The 16,000-nt window shown below is 69.5% G+C and carries 21 protein-coding genes; 13 read left to right on the top strand and 8 right to left on the bottom strand.

All coding sequences use genetic code 11. The annotated features are described in order from the left end of the window. Window positions 1–268 precede the first annotated feature (268 nt). From WBA97_RS36065 to WBA97_RS36055, 3 genes are read left to right on the top strand one after another with little or no spacing between them, the layout of a single operon-like run. Entirely contained in the window at window positions 269–391 is a 123-nt protein-coding gene (locus WBA97_RS36065; RefSeq protein WP_424235499.1) for a hypothetical protein, read from the top strand. A gap of 26 nt (window positions 392–417) precedes the next feature. After that, the gene (locus WBA97_RS36060) at window positions 418–1,404 is read left to right on the top strand and encodes an Acg family FMN-binding oxidoreductase (protein ID WP_424235498.1); all 987 of its coding nucleotides are present in this window, start codon (window positions 418–420) and stop codon (window positions 1,402–1,404) included. A gap of 56 nt (window positions 1,405–1,460) precedes the next feature. Beyond that, window positions 1,461–1,598 (top strand): hypothetical protein, encoded by a 138-nt coding sequence (locus tag WBA97_RS36055; RefSeq protein WP_424235497.1) that lies wholly within the window; start codon window positions 1,461–1,463, stop codon window positions 1,596–1,598. 116 nt (window positions 1,599–1,714) lie between these two features. Here WBA97_RS36055 and WBA97_RS36050 read toward each other — a convergent pair whose 3' ends face one another. Beyond that, window positions 1,715–2,698, bottom strand: a complete 984-nt coding sequence (locus tag WBA97_RS36050) for a teichoic acid biosynthesis protein C (protein ID WP_424235496.1) — start codon at window positions 2,696–2,698, stop codon at window positions 1,715–1,717. Window positions 2,699–2,902: 204 nt separating this feature from the next. Between WBA97_RS36050 and WBA97_RS36045 the strand changes: the two genes are divergently transcribed. The 6 genes from WBA97_RS36045 to WBA97_RS36020 all read left to right on the top strand — a co-directional run bounded on the left by WBA97_RS36045 (window position 2,903) and on the right by WBA97_RS36020 (window position 7,415). Continuing rightward, window positions 2,903–3,277 carry a hypothetical protein gene (locus WBA97_RS36045; RefSeq protein WP_424235495.1) on the top strand — a complete coding sequence of 125 codons (375 nt, stop codon included), beginning with the start codon at window positions 2,903–2,905 and terminating at the stop codon, window positions 3,275–3,277. Between the two features lie 338 nt (window positions 3,278–3,615). Next, on the top strand, window positions 3,616–4,284 hold the full coding sequence (locus WBA97_RS36040; RefSeq protein WP_424235494.1) for a HemK2/MTQ2 family protein methyltransferase: 669 nt from the start codon (window positions 3,616–3,618) through the stop codon (window positions 4,282–4,284). A 60-nt stretch (window positions 4,285–4,344) separates the two neighbouring features. Then, window positions 4,345–4,743 (top strand): TOBE domain-containing protein, encoded by a 399-nt coding sequence (locus tag WBA97_RS36035; protein ID WP_424235493.1) that lies wholly within the window; start codon window positions 4,345–4,347, stop codon window positions 4,741–4,743. Then, window positions 4,744–5,523 (top strand): molybdate ABC transporter substrate-binding protein, encoded by a 780-nt coding sequence (gene modA, locus WBA97_RS36030; RefSeq protein WP_424235492.1) that lies wholly within the window; start codon window positions 4,744–4,746, stop codon window positions 5,521–5,523. It abuts the gene before it with no gap. Then, on the top strand, window positions 5,520–6,338 hold the full coding sequence (modB, locus tag WBA97_RS36025) for a molybdate ABC transporter permease subunit (RefSeq protein WP_424235491.1): 819 nt from the start codon (window positions 5,520–5,522) through the stop codon (window positions 6,336–6,338). Before modA ends, modB begins: the two co-directional genes overlap by 4 nt. 15 nt (window positions 6,339–6,353) lie before the next feature. After that, a complete protein-coding gene (locus WBA97_RS36020) occupies window positions 6,354–7,415 on the top strand; it encodes an ABC transporter ATP-binding protein (RefSeq protein WP_424235490.1) in 1,062 nt (353 codons plus the stop codon). Between the two features lie 60 nt (window positions 7,416–7,475). Here WBA97_RS36020 and WBA97_RS36015 read toward each other — a convergent pair whose 3' ends face one another. Further along, window positions 7,476–8,492, bottom strand: a complete 1,017-nt coding sequence (locus WBA97_RS36015; protein ID WP_424235489.1) for an alpha/beta hydrolase — start codon at window positions 8,490–8,492, stop codon at window positions 7,476–7,478. Continuing rightward, entirely contained in the window at window positions 8,489–8,779 is a 291-nt protein-coding gene (locus tag WBA97_RS36010) for a hypothetical protein (protein WP_424235488.1), read from the bottom strand. Before WBA97_RS36010 ends, WBA97_RS36015 begins: the two co-directional genes overlap by 4 nt. A gap of 162 nt (window positions 8,780–8,941) precedes the next feature. Here WBA97_RS36010 and WBA97_RS36005 point away from each other — a divergent pair, with 162 nt between their 5' ends. After that, window positions 8,942–9,757, top strand: a complete 816-nt coding sequence (locus WBA97_RS36005; RefSeq protein ID WP_424235487.1) for an SAM-dependent methyltransferase — start codon at window positions 8,942–8,944, stop codon at window positions 9,755–9,757. A 38-nt stretch (window positions 9,758–9,795) separates the two neighbouring features. Then, window positions 9,796–11,913, top strand: coding sequence for a putative bifunctional diguanylate cyclase/phosphodiesterase (locus WBA97_RS36000; protein ID WP_424235486.1), 2,118 nt, complete (start codon window positions 9,796–9,798; stop codon window positions 11,911–11,913). Window positions 11,914–12,084: 171 nt separating this feature from the next. Here the strand turns inward: WBA97_RS36000 and WBA97_RS35995 are convergent, their stop codons facing one another. Further along, on the bottom strand, window positions 12,085–12,762 hold the full coding sequence (locus WBA97_RS35995; RefSeq protein ID WP_424235485.1) for an MFS transporter: 678 nt from the start codon (window positions 12,760–12,762) through the stop codon (window positions 12,085–12,087). Here WBA97_RS35995 and WBA97_RS35990 point away from each other — a divergent pair. After that, window positions 12,696–12,842, top strand: a complete 147-nt coding sequence (locus WBA97_RS35990) for a hypothetical protein (protein ID WP_424235521.1) — start codon at window positions 12,696–12,698, stop codon at window positions 12,840–12,842. The two genes, WBA97_RS35995 and WBA97_RS35990, sit on opposite strands and share 67 nt — an antisense overlap. 126 nt (window positions 12,843–12,968) lie before the next feature. On the opposite strand, the gene WBA97_RS35985 is transcribed toward WBA97_RS35990, so the two are convergent. From WBA97_RS35985 to WBA97_RS35970, 4 genes are read right to left on the bottom strand one after another with little or no spacing between them, the layout of a single operon-like run. Continuing rightward, window positions 12,969–13,730, bottom strand: coding sequence for an ankyrin repeat domain-containing protein (locus WBA97_RS35985; protein ID WP_424235484.1), 762 nt, complete (start codon window positions 13,728–13,730; stop codon window positions 12,969–12,971). Then, window positions 13,721–14,353: a class I SAM-dependent methyltransferase gene (locus WBA97_RS35980; protein ID WP_424235520.1), complete on the bottom strand. Its 633-nt coding sequence runs from the start codon at window positions 14,351–14,353 to the stop codon at window positions 13,721–13,723. Before WBA97_RS35980 ends, WBA97_RS35985 begins: the two co-directional genes overlap by 10 nt. 26 nt (window positions 14,354–14,379) lie before the next feature. Further along, window positions 14,380–14,781 carry a DNA polymerase ligase N-terminal domain-containing protein gene (locus WBA97_RS35975; RefSeq protein WP_424235483.1) on the bottom strand — a complete coding sequence of 134 codons (402 nt, stop codon included), beginning with the start codon at window positions 14,779–14,781 and terminating at the stop codon, window positions 14,380–14,382. Window positions 14,782–14,800: 19 nt separating this feature from the next. Beyond that, window positions 14,801–15,316 (bottom strand): hypothetical protein, encoded by a 516-nt coding sequence (locus WBA97_RS35970; RefSeq protein ID WP_424235482.1) that lies wholly within the window; start codon window positions 15,314–15,316, stop codon window positions 14,801–14,803. Between the two features lie 104 nt (window positions 15,317–15,420). On the opposite strand from WBA97_RS35970, the gene WBA97_RS35965 reads away from it, so the two are divergent. After that, complete coding sequence (locus WBA97_RS35965) at window positions 15,421–15,960, top strand: hypothetical protein (RefSeq protein ID WP_424235481.1); 540 nt, start codon at window positions 15,421–15,423, stop codon at window positions 15,958–15,960. The last annotated feature ends 40 nt before the right edge of the window (window positions 15,961–16,000 follow it).

The raw sequence follows: 16,000 nt of genomic DNA, 5'->3' as shown, positions 1-16,000 counted from the left end.
CAGGCCGTATCATTGTTTTCCGCGCCGCAATTCAACATCACAACTCTTCGTAAATGGCACCCGCATCGAACGGGTGAATGGTTATCGTTAATAGTGTGATGCGCCTTTTGGGATAAACGAATTGGCGCCACGGTTTCGCCATCCGGCACGCCCGCGCACGGCCGTCCGCGATGAGGCTGGGGACAGACGATCGAGAGGCATGCGATGACGGTGACGGCAGGTCCGACGGGGTGCGAGCCTTACTGGCCTCGCCGCCACGCTGCCAGAGGTGGCCGAGGTGGATCTCAACCTCGTGGTCGTGCGACATGACGGCTGCCTGGTGCTCGCCGCGCGGGTACGGCTCGCGGCCAGAGAACCGGCGAACCCGTATCCGCGCAGGCTCCGTGTCTGACCCGGGCGAACCCTTGGAGTGACGCCATGGCAACCATCCACGCCACCGTGCCCCCGGTGATCGAGGCCGCGTTGCGCGCGGCGACCAGGGCGCCGTCGGTGCACAACACCCAACCGTGGCGGTTCGTGGCCGGGCCGAACCACGTGGAGGTCCACCTCGACCGGACACGGGTCCTTGCAGTGGCCGACCACGACTCGCGCGAAGCACGGCTTTCCTGCGGCGCCGCCCTGTTCAACCTGTGGCTGGCGCTGCGCGACGGCGGGCGGGGCGCCGTGGTCGATCTGGTGCCGGACGCCGGTCGCCCCGACTTCCTCGCCAGTGTCCGGATCTCCGGTGAACGGGTGGCGGCCCCCGAGTTGCACGCGCTGGCCGCGGTGATCGACCGCAGGGTCACCAACCGGCGGCCGTTCGCGCAACGAGCCGTGACCGCACAGGACCGGTCGGAGCTGGTCCGGTCCGCCCGGTCCGAGGGCTGCCGGCTGGTCCTGCTCGACGATCCGCGCAGGCTGGGCGCGCTCGCCGTGCTGCTGCGTCGCGCCGACCATCTGCAGGAGGACGACCCGGCCTACCAGGTGGAGCTTCGCAAGTGGACGGACGATCGGGGGGACCGCGACGACGGCGTGCCTCCCTGGGCGGGCGGTCCACGGCCGCTCGGCGGCAACCTGCTGGCGCTCCGTCGCTATCACAGCGACGAGACCACGGTGGAGCGTTCGTTCGAGCAGGATCCGCTGGTGGCCGTCCTGGCGAGCGCCGATGACACCGTCCGTGACCAGGTGCGTGCCGGTCAGGCGCTGCAGCACGTGCTGCTCACCGCCACCGCCGCCGGTCTGAGCGCGTCGTTCCTGTCCCAGCCCATGGAGGTGCCCTACACCCGAAGTGCGCTGCGACAACTGATCGGCGGCCGGGACCACCCGCAGACCGTGTTGCGGCTGGGCTACGGGCAGCCGGTGGCCCAGACCCGGCGCCGGCCGGTGGCGGCGGTCAGCGAGGCGCCGATCTCTGATCCGGTGTAGTTCGACCTCCCGGCGGCTTTCCAGAATCCGGGTGGAGCCCGAGCGCGGAGAGCAGCATGGCGCAGTCCGTGGCGTCGGTCGACGCCGAAGCCACCACCCGCGCGGCCCTGTTCCGCTGGTCCGAACTCAGTGCGAAGGGGTCGGCGACACTCTCGCGGGACGTTGGACTGAACCTCACCGTGCACCTCCAGTGATGGTGATCCGTTCGAACCGCCGCAACAGCCGGGCGGTCACCGGAGAGGCTTTGGGGAGTCCATTGTCAGCGTACGCGCTCTGAAGGGTCGCGGCAGTGCTGGTCAGTGGCCGTACGTCACCCCACGAGGACGTTCTTGTAGAAGATGTTCGCGTACCTGTCGGCGCTCGACATGCTGCTCCGGGAGGCGAAGCCGAGGAACAGCCGCGTCTCGCCACCCGAGGTGCGGTAGACCGCCATGCCCTCCGGCTCGCGGTAGATCAGCGATTTGCCTGCCTTGGTCAGGAAACGACTCTTGACGGTGCCGGTGTTCATGTCGATGCGGGTCACGTACGAGTTGATGTCGGCGGGATCCGCGTGCCCGGTGCCGTCCAGTGTGTACAGGTGGTTCCCGTAGATGGTGTAGCCCTGGAACGTCACGGAGGAGCCGCTCAGCGCGGGTTGCGGGAAGTGCGCCAGTGGGGCGCTGAAGTCGCCCGCCGCGGCCGCGGCCAGTGAGTAGACGCTGTAGTGCAGCCGGCCGCCTTCGTTGCGGCGCACCGCGATCCGCTTGTGGACCGGGTCGGTCGCACAGGTGATCGTCTTGCTGCCGGTCAGGAACTTCCGCACCGACGGCGTCCCGCCGTTCACGAACTTGAAGCGGGCGAGCGCCGTGCCCCGGCCGTCGTCCCCCGTGCTGTTCGAGTCGCACTCCATCCAGATGTACGAGTCGGTACCGACCGCCTCGACCCCGATGGAGACGCCATGACCCGCACCAGGAAGGTGCATCGAACCGATCCGGTTGCCGGAGAAGTCGACCTGGTTGACGCACAGGTCGTCGCCGGAGGAGCCGTTCTGGATCTGCGCGATGAACAGCCGGTGGTTCACGTTGTCGAACGCGAACCCCTGCATCGCGTGGTGCGACTCGTGCAGCATCTTGCTGCGGAACAGGTCGTAGGACGGCTTGGTGATGTCGAAGTACTGGGAGGTCGGCACCGTGGCCGCCGCGGGCCCGGCGAGCAGGCCGCCGGTGCCAAGGAGCGCGGCCGTCGCCGCGCACCCACCTCCGGCACGCAGGATCGAGCGGCGGGACAGCATCGGGCGTGAGCGTGGTTCGGACATGTGATCGCCTTCCAGGACGTGGTCCGTACCGGCGCCAGGCTGCCCCACTGTCGTACAAGGGACATACAAAATGTGCTCGGTAACGCGTGTCCTGGTGATAGCGACGCTACGGGTAGGCGGCTTTGACGAATTGACGATCGCCCCTGTAAGTCCGAACTCAGTGCCGGCGCGATTGGTTGCCGGCCCACCTGGTCAGGAAGTTTCATGGCTGTTCTCACCGTTGCCGTCGCTGCCACGTTCACCGGCATGGCCGTCCTGGGGCTTGCCGCATGTGCACAACCGGCATCCGTGCCCGGATCCGCAGTTCCCGTAACGACATCCGAAGCGGGCATCCCGCCACCGACAACGACGGTCCCGCCGCCTGTGACCGTGTTCGTCACCCCGCCGGTGACCGTGACCGTGCCGGAACCAGCGCCGGTGCGGCCGAAACTGGCTCAGACACCGTGTCAGTGGTTGAAAGCGAACGGTTATTCCTACGAATTCGCCCTCCTGTCGTGGGCGGATGAGGGCTTTCCGGCTACTTGGGACGCGGATCGCGACGGCTACCCGTGCGAACAGTCCTACGGCAACCAGAACTGACCGACTGAGCCCCGAGACGTCAGAAGGGCATGGGGCGGACCGTTCCGGAATGTTCCTGCGTGGCCGTGTGCCGATGCCCCGATTCGAGCCGGTGCCGGGTGCGCCCGCCGAGGACCTGGCCGCGACATCGAGCCGAAACTGCCTTTGGTCGTCACGTGAACGGACTGCGACTCGGCATGGCTACTCAGAGTCGGTCCTTCGTGGACGGGCGGTGGCGTTTGGCGTGCCATCCCGGTGGTAACCACGGCTCAGCGTCAAACAGCCGGCGCTCGACACGAGCACGGTAGGTCCCACGTCAGTCCTCGGGGTCCCATCGGTCCTTCGCGGAGGTAGTGGGCATGTGGTTGTTTCGACCGTGCGGCGTCTATCGCCCGCAAGGGGATACCTGGCTGCTGGCCAGGGCGTTGGGCCAGGCCGGTATCCGGCCGGGTGCCGACATCCTGGACCTCGGCTGCGGTTCGGGTGCGCTCTCGATCCTGGCCGCGCGCAACAGGCCGAGAACACAGACCGCCGTGGACGTGTCCCGCCGCGCCGTGTTGGCGACGCGGTTCAACACCGCGGTGCGCGGAATCCGTGTCCGGGTGGAGCGCGGCGACGCCTTCGACCGTCTTGCCGGGCGCCGGTTCGACCTCATCCTCGCGAATCCGCCGTATGTGCCTGGCGAACCGGCGGTTCCTTCCCGGGGGCCGAGCAGGGCCTGGGATGCCGGCTTCGACGGAAGGGCGGTGCTCGACCGGTTGTGTGCGGACGCACCGCGTTTGCTGGCACCATCCGGCACGCTCCTGATCGTCCACTCCGCACTGTCCGGAGTGGATACGACGCTGCACCGGCTTCGTGAAGGTGGGCTCAAGGCGTCTGTCGTCGCACGGGCGGACGAAGCCCTCGGACCGGTGATGCGGAAGCGTGCGCCTGTCCTGCGCGACCACGGGATGCTCACCGAGGACCAGCACCACGAGGAGCTCGTGGTCATCCGCGCGGACCACGTGGTGCTCCCGGCAACGGACTGATACGTGTTTTAGCCGTATCGACATACCGATGACCGCGTTTGCGTGACTATACTCCTCATTATGCCGAAGCTGCGGATCAGCGAGGTGGCGGACCTGCTGGGTGTCAGCGATGACACCGTCCGCCGCTGGATCGACCTTGGGCGGTTGCCGGTCGTGCAGGGGGACAACAACCGCAAGGCCATCGAAGGGCACGAGCTCGCCACGTTCCTGCAGCGGCAGGCCGAGGCGCCGGACGCAGGCGTCACGGTCGCCAGGTCGGCGCGCAACCAGATGAAGGGGATCGTCACCCGCGTGGTCAAGGACGTGGTGATGGCGCAGGTCGAGATGCAGGCCGGGCCGTTCCGGATCGTGTCGCTGATGAGTCGCGAAGCCGCCGACGAACTCGGTCTGGAGGTCGGCAGCGTGGCTGTCGCCTCGATCAAGTCCACTCATGTCGTCGTCGAGATACCGGAGGCGTGAATGACCCGCACCCTGCGTACCGTTGCCCTGGTGGCGGCCGCTGCCATGGCCCTGGCCGGGTGCGGGTCCGAAGACGCGGGGGGCGATGGCCCGTCGTCCGAGATCACCGGGGACGTCACGGTGTTCGCCGCCGCGTCGCTGACGGAGTCGTTCACGAAGCTCGGCGAGGACTTCGAGGCGGCCAACCCGGGTGTGTCGGTCACGTTCAACTTCGCGGGCAGCTCCGCGCTGGCCCAGCAGCTCAACGATGGCGCACCGGCCGACGTGTTCGCCTCGGCGGCGCCGAAGAACATGACGCAGGTGACCGACACCGGTTCGGTCACCGCGAGCCCGGTCACCTTCGTCACGAACACCCTGGAGATCGCGGTCCCGGCCGGGAACCCGGCGGGAATCACCGGCCTGGCCGACTTCGCCAAGGCGGAGCTGAAGATCGCGTTGTGCGCCGAGCAGGTGCCCTGTGGCGCGGCGTCGGTGAAGGTGTTCGACGCGGCCGGCATCACGGCCGCGCCGGACACCCTCGAACAGGACGTGAAGGCCGTGCTGTCCAAGGTTTCCCTCGGCGAGGTCGACGCCGCGCTGGTGTACAGGACCGACGTCGAGGCCGCGGGCGACAGGGTCGATGGCATCGAGTTCCCCGAGGCGGACAAGGCCGTCAACGAGTACCCCATCGCCGTGTGCGCGGCGGCGCCCAACCCGGACGGCGCCAGGGCCTTCGTCGACTACGTCCTGTCCGACGATGGCAGGGCCGTGCTCACCGAGGCCGGATTCGGTCCGCCGTGACACCCACCGTGAGCAGGCGCAGGGTCAGGCGGCGCGGGCGGCTCCCGCTCATCCTCGTCCTGCCCGCGTTGCTCGGCCTGGCGTTCCTGGTCGTGCCGCTTGCCGGGCTGCTGGTGCGCGCGCCGTGGCCGACCCTGGCCGATCAGCTGTTCAGCGAAGCGGTCGGCCAGGCACTGCTCCTGTCGGTGGTCTGCGCCAGCGTGGCCACGCTCGTCTGCCTCGTGCTCGGCGTCCCGTTGGCGTGGCTCCTGGCGCGAAGCGACCTGCCGGGGCGCGGTGTGCTGCGTGCACTGGTCACCGTGCCGCTGGTGCTGCCACCCGTAGTGGGCGGGGTGGCGTTGCTGCTGGTGCTGGGCAGGAGGGGAGTCATCGGCCAGTACCTCGAGGCATGGTTCGGCATCTCGCTGCCGTTCACCACCGCGGGCGTCGTCATCGCCGAGGCGTTCGTGGCCATGCCGTTCCTGGTCATCGCCGTCGAAGGGGCCCTGCGTGGCGCCGACCCGCGCTACGAGGAGGCCGCCGCCACGCTCGGCGCGTCCCGCTGGCTTACCTTCCGCCGGGTCACCCTGCCCGCGATCGCGCCGGGAGTGGTGGCCGGCACGGTGCTGTGCTGGGCCCGCGCACTCGGCGAGTTCGGCGCGACGATCACCTTCGCGGGCAACTTCCCCGGCAAGACCACCACGATGCCGCTCGCCGTCTACCTGGCCCTGGAGACCGACCCCGGCGCGGCCATCGTCCTGTCCATCGTCCTGCTCGTCCTGTCCGTCACCGTCCTGGTCAGCCTTCGCGACCGGTGGATCTCCACCCCGGCATGACGCGATGACGACCCGATGACACTCCACGCGGACCTCGTCGTGGCCCGCGACTCCGGGTTCCGGCTCGCTGCCCACCTCACCCTCGAACCAGGCCAGGTCGTCGCCCTGCTCGGCCCCAACGGCGCGGGCAAGACCACCGCCCTGCGTGCTCTCGCCGGCCTGGTGCCGCTCACCGACGGTGTCATCCGACTCGACGACGAGCTCTGGGACCGGCCACCCGACGTGTTCGTCCCGGCCGAACGCAGGCCCGTCGGCGTCGTCTTCCAGGACTACCTGCTGTTCAACCACATGAGCGCCCTCGACAACGTCGCGTTCGGGCTCCGCGCGCGCGGCACGGCCCGTGCCGCCGCCCGCGACACCGCCCGGGCTTGGCTGGACAAGGTCGAGCTCACCGGCCACGCGCACACCCGGCCCCGTGCGCTGTCCGGGGGACAGGCCCAGCGCGTCGCGCTCGCCAGGGCGCTGGCCACCGACCCGCACCTGCTGCTGCTCGACGAACCACTCGCCGCGCTCGACGCCGGCACCCGCGTGCACATCCGCGCCGAGCTCGGCCGCCACCTCGCCGACTACCCCGGCCACACCCTGATGGTCACCCACGACGCGCTCGACGCCATGGTCCTCGCCGACCACCTGGTGATCATCGAGCACGGCGCGATCGTCCAGCAGGGACCACCCGCGCAGGTCGCACGGCAGCCCCGCACCGACTACGTCGCCCAGCTCGTCGGCCTCAACCTCTACCGGGGTGTCGCGGAGGGCACCGTCGTCCTCCTCGACCACGGCTCCGGCGGCGGTGAGCTGACCGTCGCCGAACCGGCCACTGGCCCGGTCCATGTTGCGTTCCCCCCGACCGCGGTCAGCCTGCACCCCGAGCCACCCACCGGAAGTCCCCGCAACAGCTGGCCGGTCACCGTCGCGCACCTCGAACAGCACGCCCACACCGTCCGGGTCCGGCTCGACGGCACGCCGCCGGTACTCGCCGACGTCACCCCCGCCACCGTCGCCGAACTCCACCTCAGCCCCGGCACCCCGTTGTGGGCGAGCGTCAAGGCCACCGAAACCACCACCTACCCCACCTGATTGACCAGCGGAACGCCAAATACCCACACATAGCTCACAAGAGATGCCGGGGCACCAGGCTCACCCAAGCCTGTTTTCCTTGGACCACGCGATGATCGCCCTGTGGTACTCCGGTGCGCGTGCGGAGAAGTTCAGCGAGTGCCCGTAGCCGGGGACGACGTGGGTGCGCAGCCGTGCCGAGGGCGCGTAGTACGGCGCCTCCCATCGCCGCAACGCCTCGTTCGACGAGCAGTCCGCACCGAGCGGCGGGCCGCAGAAGTTCGCGTCGCCGCCGCCCATGACGAGCATGACCGGCACGGTGATCCTTCGCGTCACCGGGATGAGGGTGCTGATCAGCACGGTGTCCAAGGTTTCCGACAGCGTGACGACATCCTTGGTGGCCTCGTCGAAGGCGATCGCGCCCGGCTCCGTCGCGCCCGGGGTGTGGAAGGACGAGTACCGCGTACCGGGTCTGGTCGTCAGGTAGCCGCCGTCGAGGCCGTACCTCCTGAACCGGGCGTCGAGCCCGGCCGGGATCAGGGTGGTGAACACGGGCAGGGCACCGAGGAGGTTGACATGGTGGGTGAGCCCGGTGATCACCACGCCGTCGACGTCGCGGTACGTGGCCGCCTCGGTCATGACCGACGCCGAGCCGATCGAGTGGCCGACGAGCACCACCTTGCCGAACCGCGGTCGCAGCGACTGGATCACCGCGTGCACCGCCGAGGCCTGCGTACGCGTACTGACCAACCCGCTCACGGGCCTGGAGCTGCGCCCGCCGCCGAGCCGGTCGACGGCGACAGTGGCGATCCCGGCCCTGTTCATGGCCAGCCGGTACGACCGGGTCGCCGGGGCGTAGCCGATGTCCCAGTACGCGCTGGTGTACGTGCCGCCGGGCACCAGCACCTGAATGGTCGTGGCGCCTCGTGGCACGCACAGCCTGCCGTACATCGACTGCATCGCCATGCCGGTCCGCACCGGCACGAACACGTCATCGCACGTGGTGGTCTGCGTCGCGTTCGCCGCGCCGGGCGCGAGACACACCCCGGCGACGAGCAGGGCGACGGTGCCCAACTGGTGGAAACGCGACCGCCTCACGAGGAACGACCGCCAACCCGGGTCCTCGCGGTGAGGCCAGCCGCCGCGTGCGCCATGTTCTCGCCGTAGCCCGCCATCCGGCGCCGGTGGAACGCACCGTTCGACGTGGCCAGGCCGCTACCGAAGAACGGTAGGAGTTTGTCGAACAACGCACCTCTTTTGAATGACGAGCCTTTTGTGATCAGCAATTCGTGCACGAGCCGGGTGGTGAACTCCTGCCACCTGCGCGGCATTGACAGGGTGTGGCCGAGCAGGGGAACTCTGCCCGGCGCCAGGGGGACGGACATGGTCCCTCCTCGCCGATTTGGGAAGGGCCAACGATAGAAGCTATTCGGTTGAGTACGACAGTGACCCGATCGAGTGATTTAAGGACCACTCTGATGGCTCAATGTAGGCGCGCTGAAGCGTGGCTAGGATATTGCCCTACTTAACCCAAAGGGGTGTACACGATGTCGGGCAGGAGTTGGATTCCGCAGAGTGTCGACGTTTCGGTGCCGAGCATGGCCCGCACGTACGACTATCTGCTTGGCGGCGCTCACAATCTCGCGGTGGACCGCGAACTGGCGGCGCACGTCGAGAGCGTCATGCCCGATGCGCGTGCCGCGGCACGCGTGAGCAGGTCGTTCCTCGCGCGGGTCGTCCGGTTCATGGTCGGACAGGGTATCCGGCAGTTCCTCGACATCGGCTCGGGCATCCCGACCGTGGCCAACGTGCACGAGGTCGCCCAGGGTGCCGATCCGGAATGCCGGGTGGTGTACGTGGACAGGGATCCGGTCGCGGTGGCGCACAGCGAGCTGATGCTGGCGAACAACGACCGCACGATCATCGTGCACGCGGACATGCGCGATCCCGGGGCGATCCTGGACCGCCCGGAGACCAGGGCGCTGCTCGACTTCGACCAGCCCGTCGGCCTGCTGATGCTGATGATGCTGCACTGGGTGCCGGACGAGACCGACCCGTGGCAGCTGATGAAGCAGTATCGCGACGTGCTGGCCCCCGGCAGCTATCTGGCGATCACCCACGTCACCGCGGACAACCAGGACGATGGCGTGGCGGAGGTGACGGGCCTGATCAAGGAAAGCCGCAGTGCCGACCAGCTCACCGAACGCTCGCACGATCAGGTGCAGGCGCTCTTCGGTGACTTCGAGCTGGTCGAGCCGGGTCTGGTCGGGTGCGCGGCGTGGCGGCCGACCGGACCGAGTGACATGTCGGAGGACCCGGAGACGAACCGGGTGATCTACGGCGGCGTCGCCAGAAAGCCTTGACCGCAGGGCGGAAACCGAACCGAAGCAGGACTGTTCCGATGCCACAGCCTGACTCTGGAAGCGATCCCCTGCCGACGTCCCAGGACGGCGCACGCGCCAGGGAACAACTCGTGCGCAAGTGGACCTACCTGTTGAGTGGTACCGCGGTGGTTCGGCAGGACCCCGACGAAGTGAGCCGGGAACTGCGCCGCCTGCTCGACATCCTGTGCGCGATCGCGTCCCGCGATCCGTTCGACACCTCGGCGGTCGAGCAGGTCGGCGAACAGGTCGTCGCGATGGGCTACGTCGGCGACGACGGTTTGCGCCGCACCGTCGAGGTCCTCGGCAAAGGACTCCCCGCGCTGCCGGAGTTCGGTCCCGTCGAAGCGCACGCGGAGCGGATCGCGCTCGTGATCGGCGCGCTGGCCACCGGTTTCCTCGCCGCGACCCGGCGGGCGGTGTTCGAGCAGCAGGAACAGATGAACCTGTCGATGCTCAAGGCCGTGCGTGACGCCAAGTGGAACCTCAGGGAGAGTGAGGCGCTGTTCGCCGAGGTCGTCACGTCATCGTCGAGCGGCATCATGATCGTGGCCCTGGATGGTCAGCTCGTACGGACCAACGGCGCGATCTGCGACATCCTCGGATACACCACCGACGAGCTGACCGGCATGAGCCTGTACGACCTCGTCCACGCCGACACCGCCGAGATGCTGCGCGAGGCGATCCGGGCCGTCGTCGACGGCGGGCAGGACCGGGTCCGGCAGTCGCAACGGTTGCTGCGCAAGGACGGTGACGTCGCACGGATCTCGCTGTCCGCGTCGCTGCTGCGCGACCCGGACGGCGCGCCGAGCCACTTCGTCTCGGTCATCGAGGACGGCACCGAGCTGATGCTGCTGCAGAGCGAGCTGAGCAGGCAGGCGCTGCACGACGTGCTCACCGGCCTGCCGAACCGCCAGTTCTTCGGCACCCACCTGGAGAGCGCGATACGGCGGGCCGACCGGGCGTACGGCGTGACCCTGCTGCATCTCGATCTCGACGCGTTCGGCATGGTGTGCAACAGCCTCGGGCAGAGCGCGGGCGAGCGGCTGCTGGTGCACGTGGCACAGCAACTGAAGGCGGTGCTGGCGCGGGAGAAGGCGATGGTCGCCCGGTTCGACGGCGACGAGTTCGCCGTCCTCGTGGAGAACACGGCGACCACGCCGGACATCACCACGATCGCCTCCGCCATCAACGGAATGCTCGCCGAACCCGTGTACGTCGACGGGCACGGCCTCGCGGTCTCCGCGTCGATCGGTGCGGTGCACGGGGTGTCGAGCGCTCAGGACCCGGCCGAGCTGCTGCGGGCGGCCGACCAGGCGTTGCGGCGGGCCAAGTCGAAGGGGCGCGGGCAGTGGGAACTGTTCGACCCGGGCCAGGACTCGGTGGAGAGGTCGGCGCAGGCACTGGCCGTCGTCATGCCGGGCGCCTGGGAGCAGGGGGAGATCACCGTCCGCTACCGGCCCGTCGTGCGGCTGGCGGACGGCGGCATCGCGGGCGTGGAGGCGGTACTGCACTGGGAGCGGGAGGAGGAGCCCGTTCCGCACGAGCGGTGCGTTGAACTGGCCGAGATGACGGGCCTCATCCTGCCGCTGGGGGAGTGGCTGCTCGGCACCGCGGGCGGCCAGGTCCAGTGGTGGGAGCGCCAGGGCTTCGCTTCGCCGTTGACCATCGCACTGACCGCGCACCAGGCGTCGGACGCGGACCTGGTGTCCAAGGTGGCGCAGGCCCTCGACCACACCGGCCTGCGGGCGACCCAGCTGGTCGTAGGCATGCCGGTGGACGTGGTGCGTGTGCCGGAGGCGGCGGACAACCTCGGCGTGCTGGCCGAGATGGGCGTGGCGACGGCGCTGGACAACCTTGACCTCGGGCCCGACGACCTGGCCGCCGTACAGGACAATCCGGTCGACTCCATCCGCGTGGCCCGACGTCTGGTGGACCGCCAGGCGAGGGCGGAGGCCGACTACGTCGCCGCCCTGATCCCCGTCCTGCGTGACACCGGCGCCATCGTGGTCGTCGACGGCATCGGCACGGCTGAGCAGGCGGCCTGGTGGCGGGCGGCGGGCGCGGACCTGGCCACCGGCCCGCACTTCGGGCCGGACCACTCGGCAGACACCTTCCAGGCCGCGTTCATCTCGTAGCCCGCGGCGCGGTTCCGGACAAAAGAAAGGCCGCCGACAGCGAGGGCAGCGTCGGCGGCCGGGCTCGGGTGTCGCGGCCCTGCATCCGCGTCACCGTCGCTCTGTACGGAGAGTTCCCGGCCAAGGCGGGGCCGCAAACCATACTTTCGTCGGGACCTGTTTCGTGACGGCTCAGTGTGGCCGTCCCACCGCGTCGTGAGCGGTCGCGATCCACTGGCGGCGCAGCAGCAGCGGGCTGGCGAGGATGAGCAGTCCCGCGACCGTGATGGCCGCGCGTGGGCTGGTGGCCGAGGCGAGCAGACCGCAGAGCGCGCTGAGGACGGCGATGGCGGCGCTGCTGCTGATCGACCAGGCCGACAGGGTCCTGGCGATGCGGTCGTGGGGAGTGTGCTCGATGCGGTAGGTGGCGAGTACCGGATTGTACAGGCTCATGCTGATGATGATCGCGAACTCGACGGCCATCACGGTCACGAGGCCGGTGACACCGGGACCGACGAAGGCCAGACCGATCAGCCAGACCGCACGCAGCGTGCCGACGACACGGAGGATCCGGTGCCGGCCGTACCGCGCCACGACACGGCGGGCAAGGCGTGAGCCGATGAGCCCGCCGATGCAGGGGGCGGCGAAGGCGAGGCCGTACTGCCAGGGTGGGAACCCGAGCTCGCTGAGCAGGAGCACCGCCAGCAGCGGCTCGGTGGCCATGATCAGTCCGCCGACGAGCAGGTTGTTGAGGTAGAGCGCCCGCAGGCCGGGATGGCAGCTACGACCTGCGGCGCATACCCGTGTGCGACCCGACCCCGGTCTACCCGATGTCCCTGATCTGGCGCGCCGACAACCCGCACCCCGCACTCGTCAAACTGCGCGACTACCTGGACTTCAGACGAGTGGACCGATCTGGCATCGAGATCTGGACGCCGAACTGGGGTTAGGGCTTCTTGCCGGGTCTTGTGCCCTCCGGAGGCTCCTCACCGGTTTGCCTCCGGCGGCTCCTCGCCGGAGGCAAAGGCCCGCCGACGGCAAACCGGTGAGGCAAAACGCGACCGGTGGATCCAGGCTCAGGACGTTGACGGGTCGCGGGCCGGTCGGCCGCCCTGGTCGCGGAGCCAGTGGATGAGGTCGTGGGCATCGGGGCTGGTGCGTTGGGCGGCGTCTAGCGGGGTGGCCGGTTCCCAGGGGGCGATCCAGTTGATGTCGGCGCCTCGGGCCGCGAGGTACCGGGCGGTGGGCAGGCGCCCGCCGTGGCAGGCGCCCCAGAACGCGGCGTTGATCTCGGTTGGACCGGGTGGTGCTGGCAGGGTGAAGCAGGCGGCGACCCGGTCCTGCAGGCCGAGTGTGGCCGCGGTGAAGATCGTGGTGGTCGCGCCTCGTTCGACCAGCCGGAACGCCGCGCGCCACTGGGCGAAGGCGGTGGCGTCGCACAGTGGGGTGCCGCCGTCGGTCACCGCGCCGGGGGCCTCGATGTCCGCGCCCGCGTCGAGCAGGGCGTCGATGACGTCGACGTCGTCGCTGCTCGCTGCCCAGTGCAGCGGGGTCTCGCGGTGGGCGCCTTCGAACCGGGCGTTGACGTCCGCGCCCGCTTCGACCAGGACGGCGACGGTGGCGGGACCGTGGGGGAAGTGGCCGGGCCAGTCGGTGGCCACGTGCAGGAGGGTTCGCGCGTTGTCGACGGTTCCGTTGGGGGTGTGCTCGCGAATCCTCGCCGTCGCGAGTTCTGGGTGGTCGGCCAGCAGCCGGTCGAGCGCGGCGAGGTCACCGGTGCGGATCGCGGTGGTGACCGCGACCGCCAACGGGTCGTCGGCGCCGATGGTCACGGGCATGGCCTGCGTGCGACGAGTCGCTCCACCAGTCCGCGCTTGAACCGTTCATGCTCCTGGATCTCCAGGTCACGAGCCTGGACCTGGTGGATGGGCCTGCGGAGGAAGTGCTCGCCGGCCAGCGGGACCGTGACCAGCTCCAGCAGCCGCTGGACGCCGCGAACCAGCATGGCGGAACCCGCGACGTGGTCGACCAGGATCAGGCGGCCACCCGGTCGCAGCACCCGCAGCATCTCGTCGACCGCGGCGTCGGTGTCGGGGATGGCGCACAGACCGAACGTGCAGACCGCGGTGTCGAAGGAGGCTTCGTCGAACGGCAGGGCGTGCGCGTCGCCCTGCCGCAGGGTGACGTCACGGTCGAGCTCGGCGGCGCGGGCGCGGGCGATCTCGAGCATCCGTTCGCTGAGGTCGATGCCGGTGACCGTGGCCTGGCGAGGGTAGAACGGCAGGTTCAGCCCGGTGCCGACGGCGACCTCGAGTACCTGGCCGACGGCCCGTGAGCAGGCCCATTCCCGCGAGTCGCCGAACAACCGGCGGTCCCAGGTGCTCATCTCCCGGTCATAGCTCACGGCCTTGCGGTCCCAGTACCGGTGCCATCGAGCCGTGCGTGCCCCGGCCTCTCCCATGCCGTTCACCCCGATCCGCACGCAGCTCAGTCGGCCTTGTTACCCGAGACCGTACCGGGGTCGGGCTGGTCCTTCACGCGGCGGAGAAGCCAGTCGGTGCCGGTGTCGATGAGGACGTAGCGCACGTGGTCGTGGCGGCCGTGGAGGGTGAAGATGAACCGTCGCGGTGTGCGGTCGTGCTCCTCCCACCACCCGGTGTCCGCGATGCTCTTGTCCTGGTCCTCGTAGCCGAGGTGGTCGAGGTCGTGGTCCGGCACGGCGATCGCGAGCCGGTTCTCGCCGGGCCTGCCCGGCAGTCCGCGCGGGACCGCCCACGACCGCAGGACGCCGTTCTCCTCCAGCCGCAGATCGAAATGGGGCCGCGGCTTGCGGTGGTCGTGCAGGACGAAGGCCGGCCGCCGATGCGGGTCGGGCGTCTCCAGGCTCACGGTGCCGCAACTCTCGATGTCACGGTCCTGGCGGTTGCCAGTCCGGGGTGTACTCGGTGATCTCCTCGGGCACGGCGATGGTTCCGTTCGACAGCACGAGCGGGGTGGTCTCGGTGTTCTCGTAGAAGCGGAGATGTCCGAGGTAGTGCTCGCCGGAGTCGCGGGTGGAGTGCCTGCCGAGCCAGTCCAGGATCGTGCGGAGCGAGTAGAACTCGTCGGGGTGGAGCTCCTGGCGGACGGTCAGCGACCGGCTCCTCGGTGTCTCGCGGTCGGCGAGCACGGCGACCAGCGCGCCGCCGATGTGGTGTGCGGGTCCGTGTCGTGCGAACAGGGGTTCCGGCTCCGCGGTCTCCCACTCGCAGCCGGGGTCCCCGGGATCCCCGAGGGGAAAGGCGGGCAGGTACTGATCGGTGCCGATCGGCAGGCGCTCCGGTAGCGGGCCCTGCCCAAGGTGCCACCGTAGTTCGGCGAGCTCGTCGTCGGTGAGGTCGGCGCGGATGTCCATCGCCAGCACGATCTCGTAGCTGTCTGCCACCGCGCCATCGTAGTCGCCGGGCCCCGCGATCTCACTCTTGTTGGTGACACCGGTGCTACCTCGGTGGGAAGCCGGGTCGCGGGGGGCGGACGGAGACTCGGCGCATGAACCACGCCGTGCTCTCACCCCGGCTTCTCACACACCCCCGCGACGGCAGGACACCGCCGCGCTGGGCGGTCGTCGCCGCGCACCTCGTCGCGCTCGTCACGCTGCCCTCCGGGCTCTGGCGCGTGGCACTCGTCGCGGACGTCCCGCTCGGACTGCGTGTCGACGGTGACACGGTCGCCGTGCACGGCTGGGAGGCCGTCTACATCGTCGGGTTGAGCGTCGTCTGCGAAGGACTCGCGCTGCTCACGCTCGGCCTGGTCCGGCCATGGGGCGAACGCGCGCCGTCCTGGCTGCCGTTCGTCGGGGGCAGGCGGGTGGCACCGTTCGCGGCCGTCGTCCCCTCGGCGGTCGGTGCGGTCGCGCTGGCCGTCATCTGGGCGTGGTCGTTCCGGGACTTCCCGGACGTGGGGTCGCTCGGTTTCACGAGCGGGGCCTGGCACGTGCTGATGGTGGCCTGCTATCTCCCGCTCCTGCTGTGGGCACCCCTGCTGGGTGCGGTCACCTATGCCTACTACCGGCGGCGCTGCCGGGACTGACCGTCCACCGTGGAGGCCGGTACGCCGACCTCCACGGCTC

The sequence above is a fragment of the Actinophytocola sp. genome, assembly GCF_049647105.1.
Taxonomy (GTDB): domain Bacteria; phylum Actinomycetota; class Actinomycetes; order Mycobacteriales; family Pseudonocardiaceae; genus Actinophytocola.
Note: the sequence above shows the minus strand (reverse complement) of the source record. Positions and strands in the feature narration are given on the sequence as shown.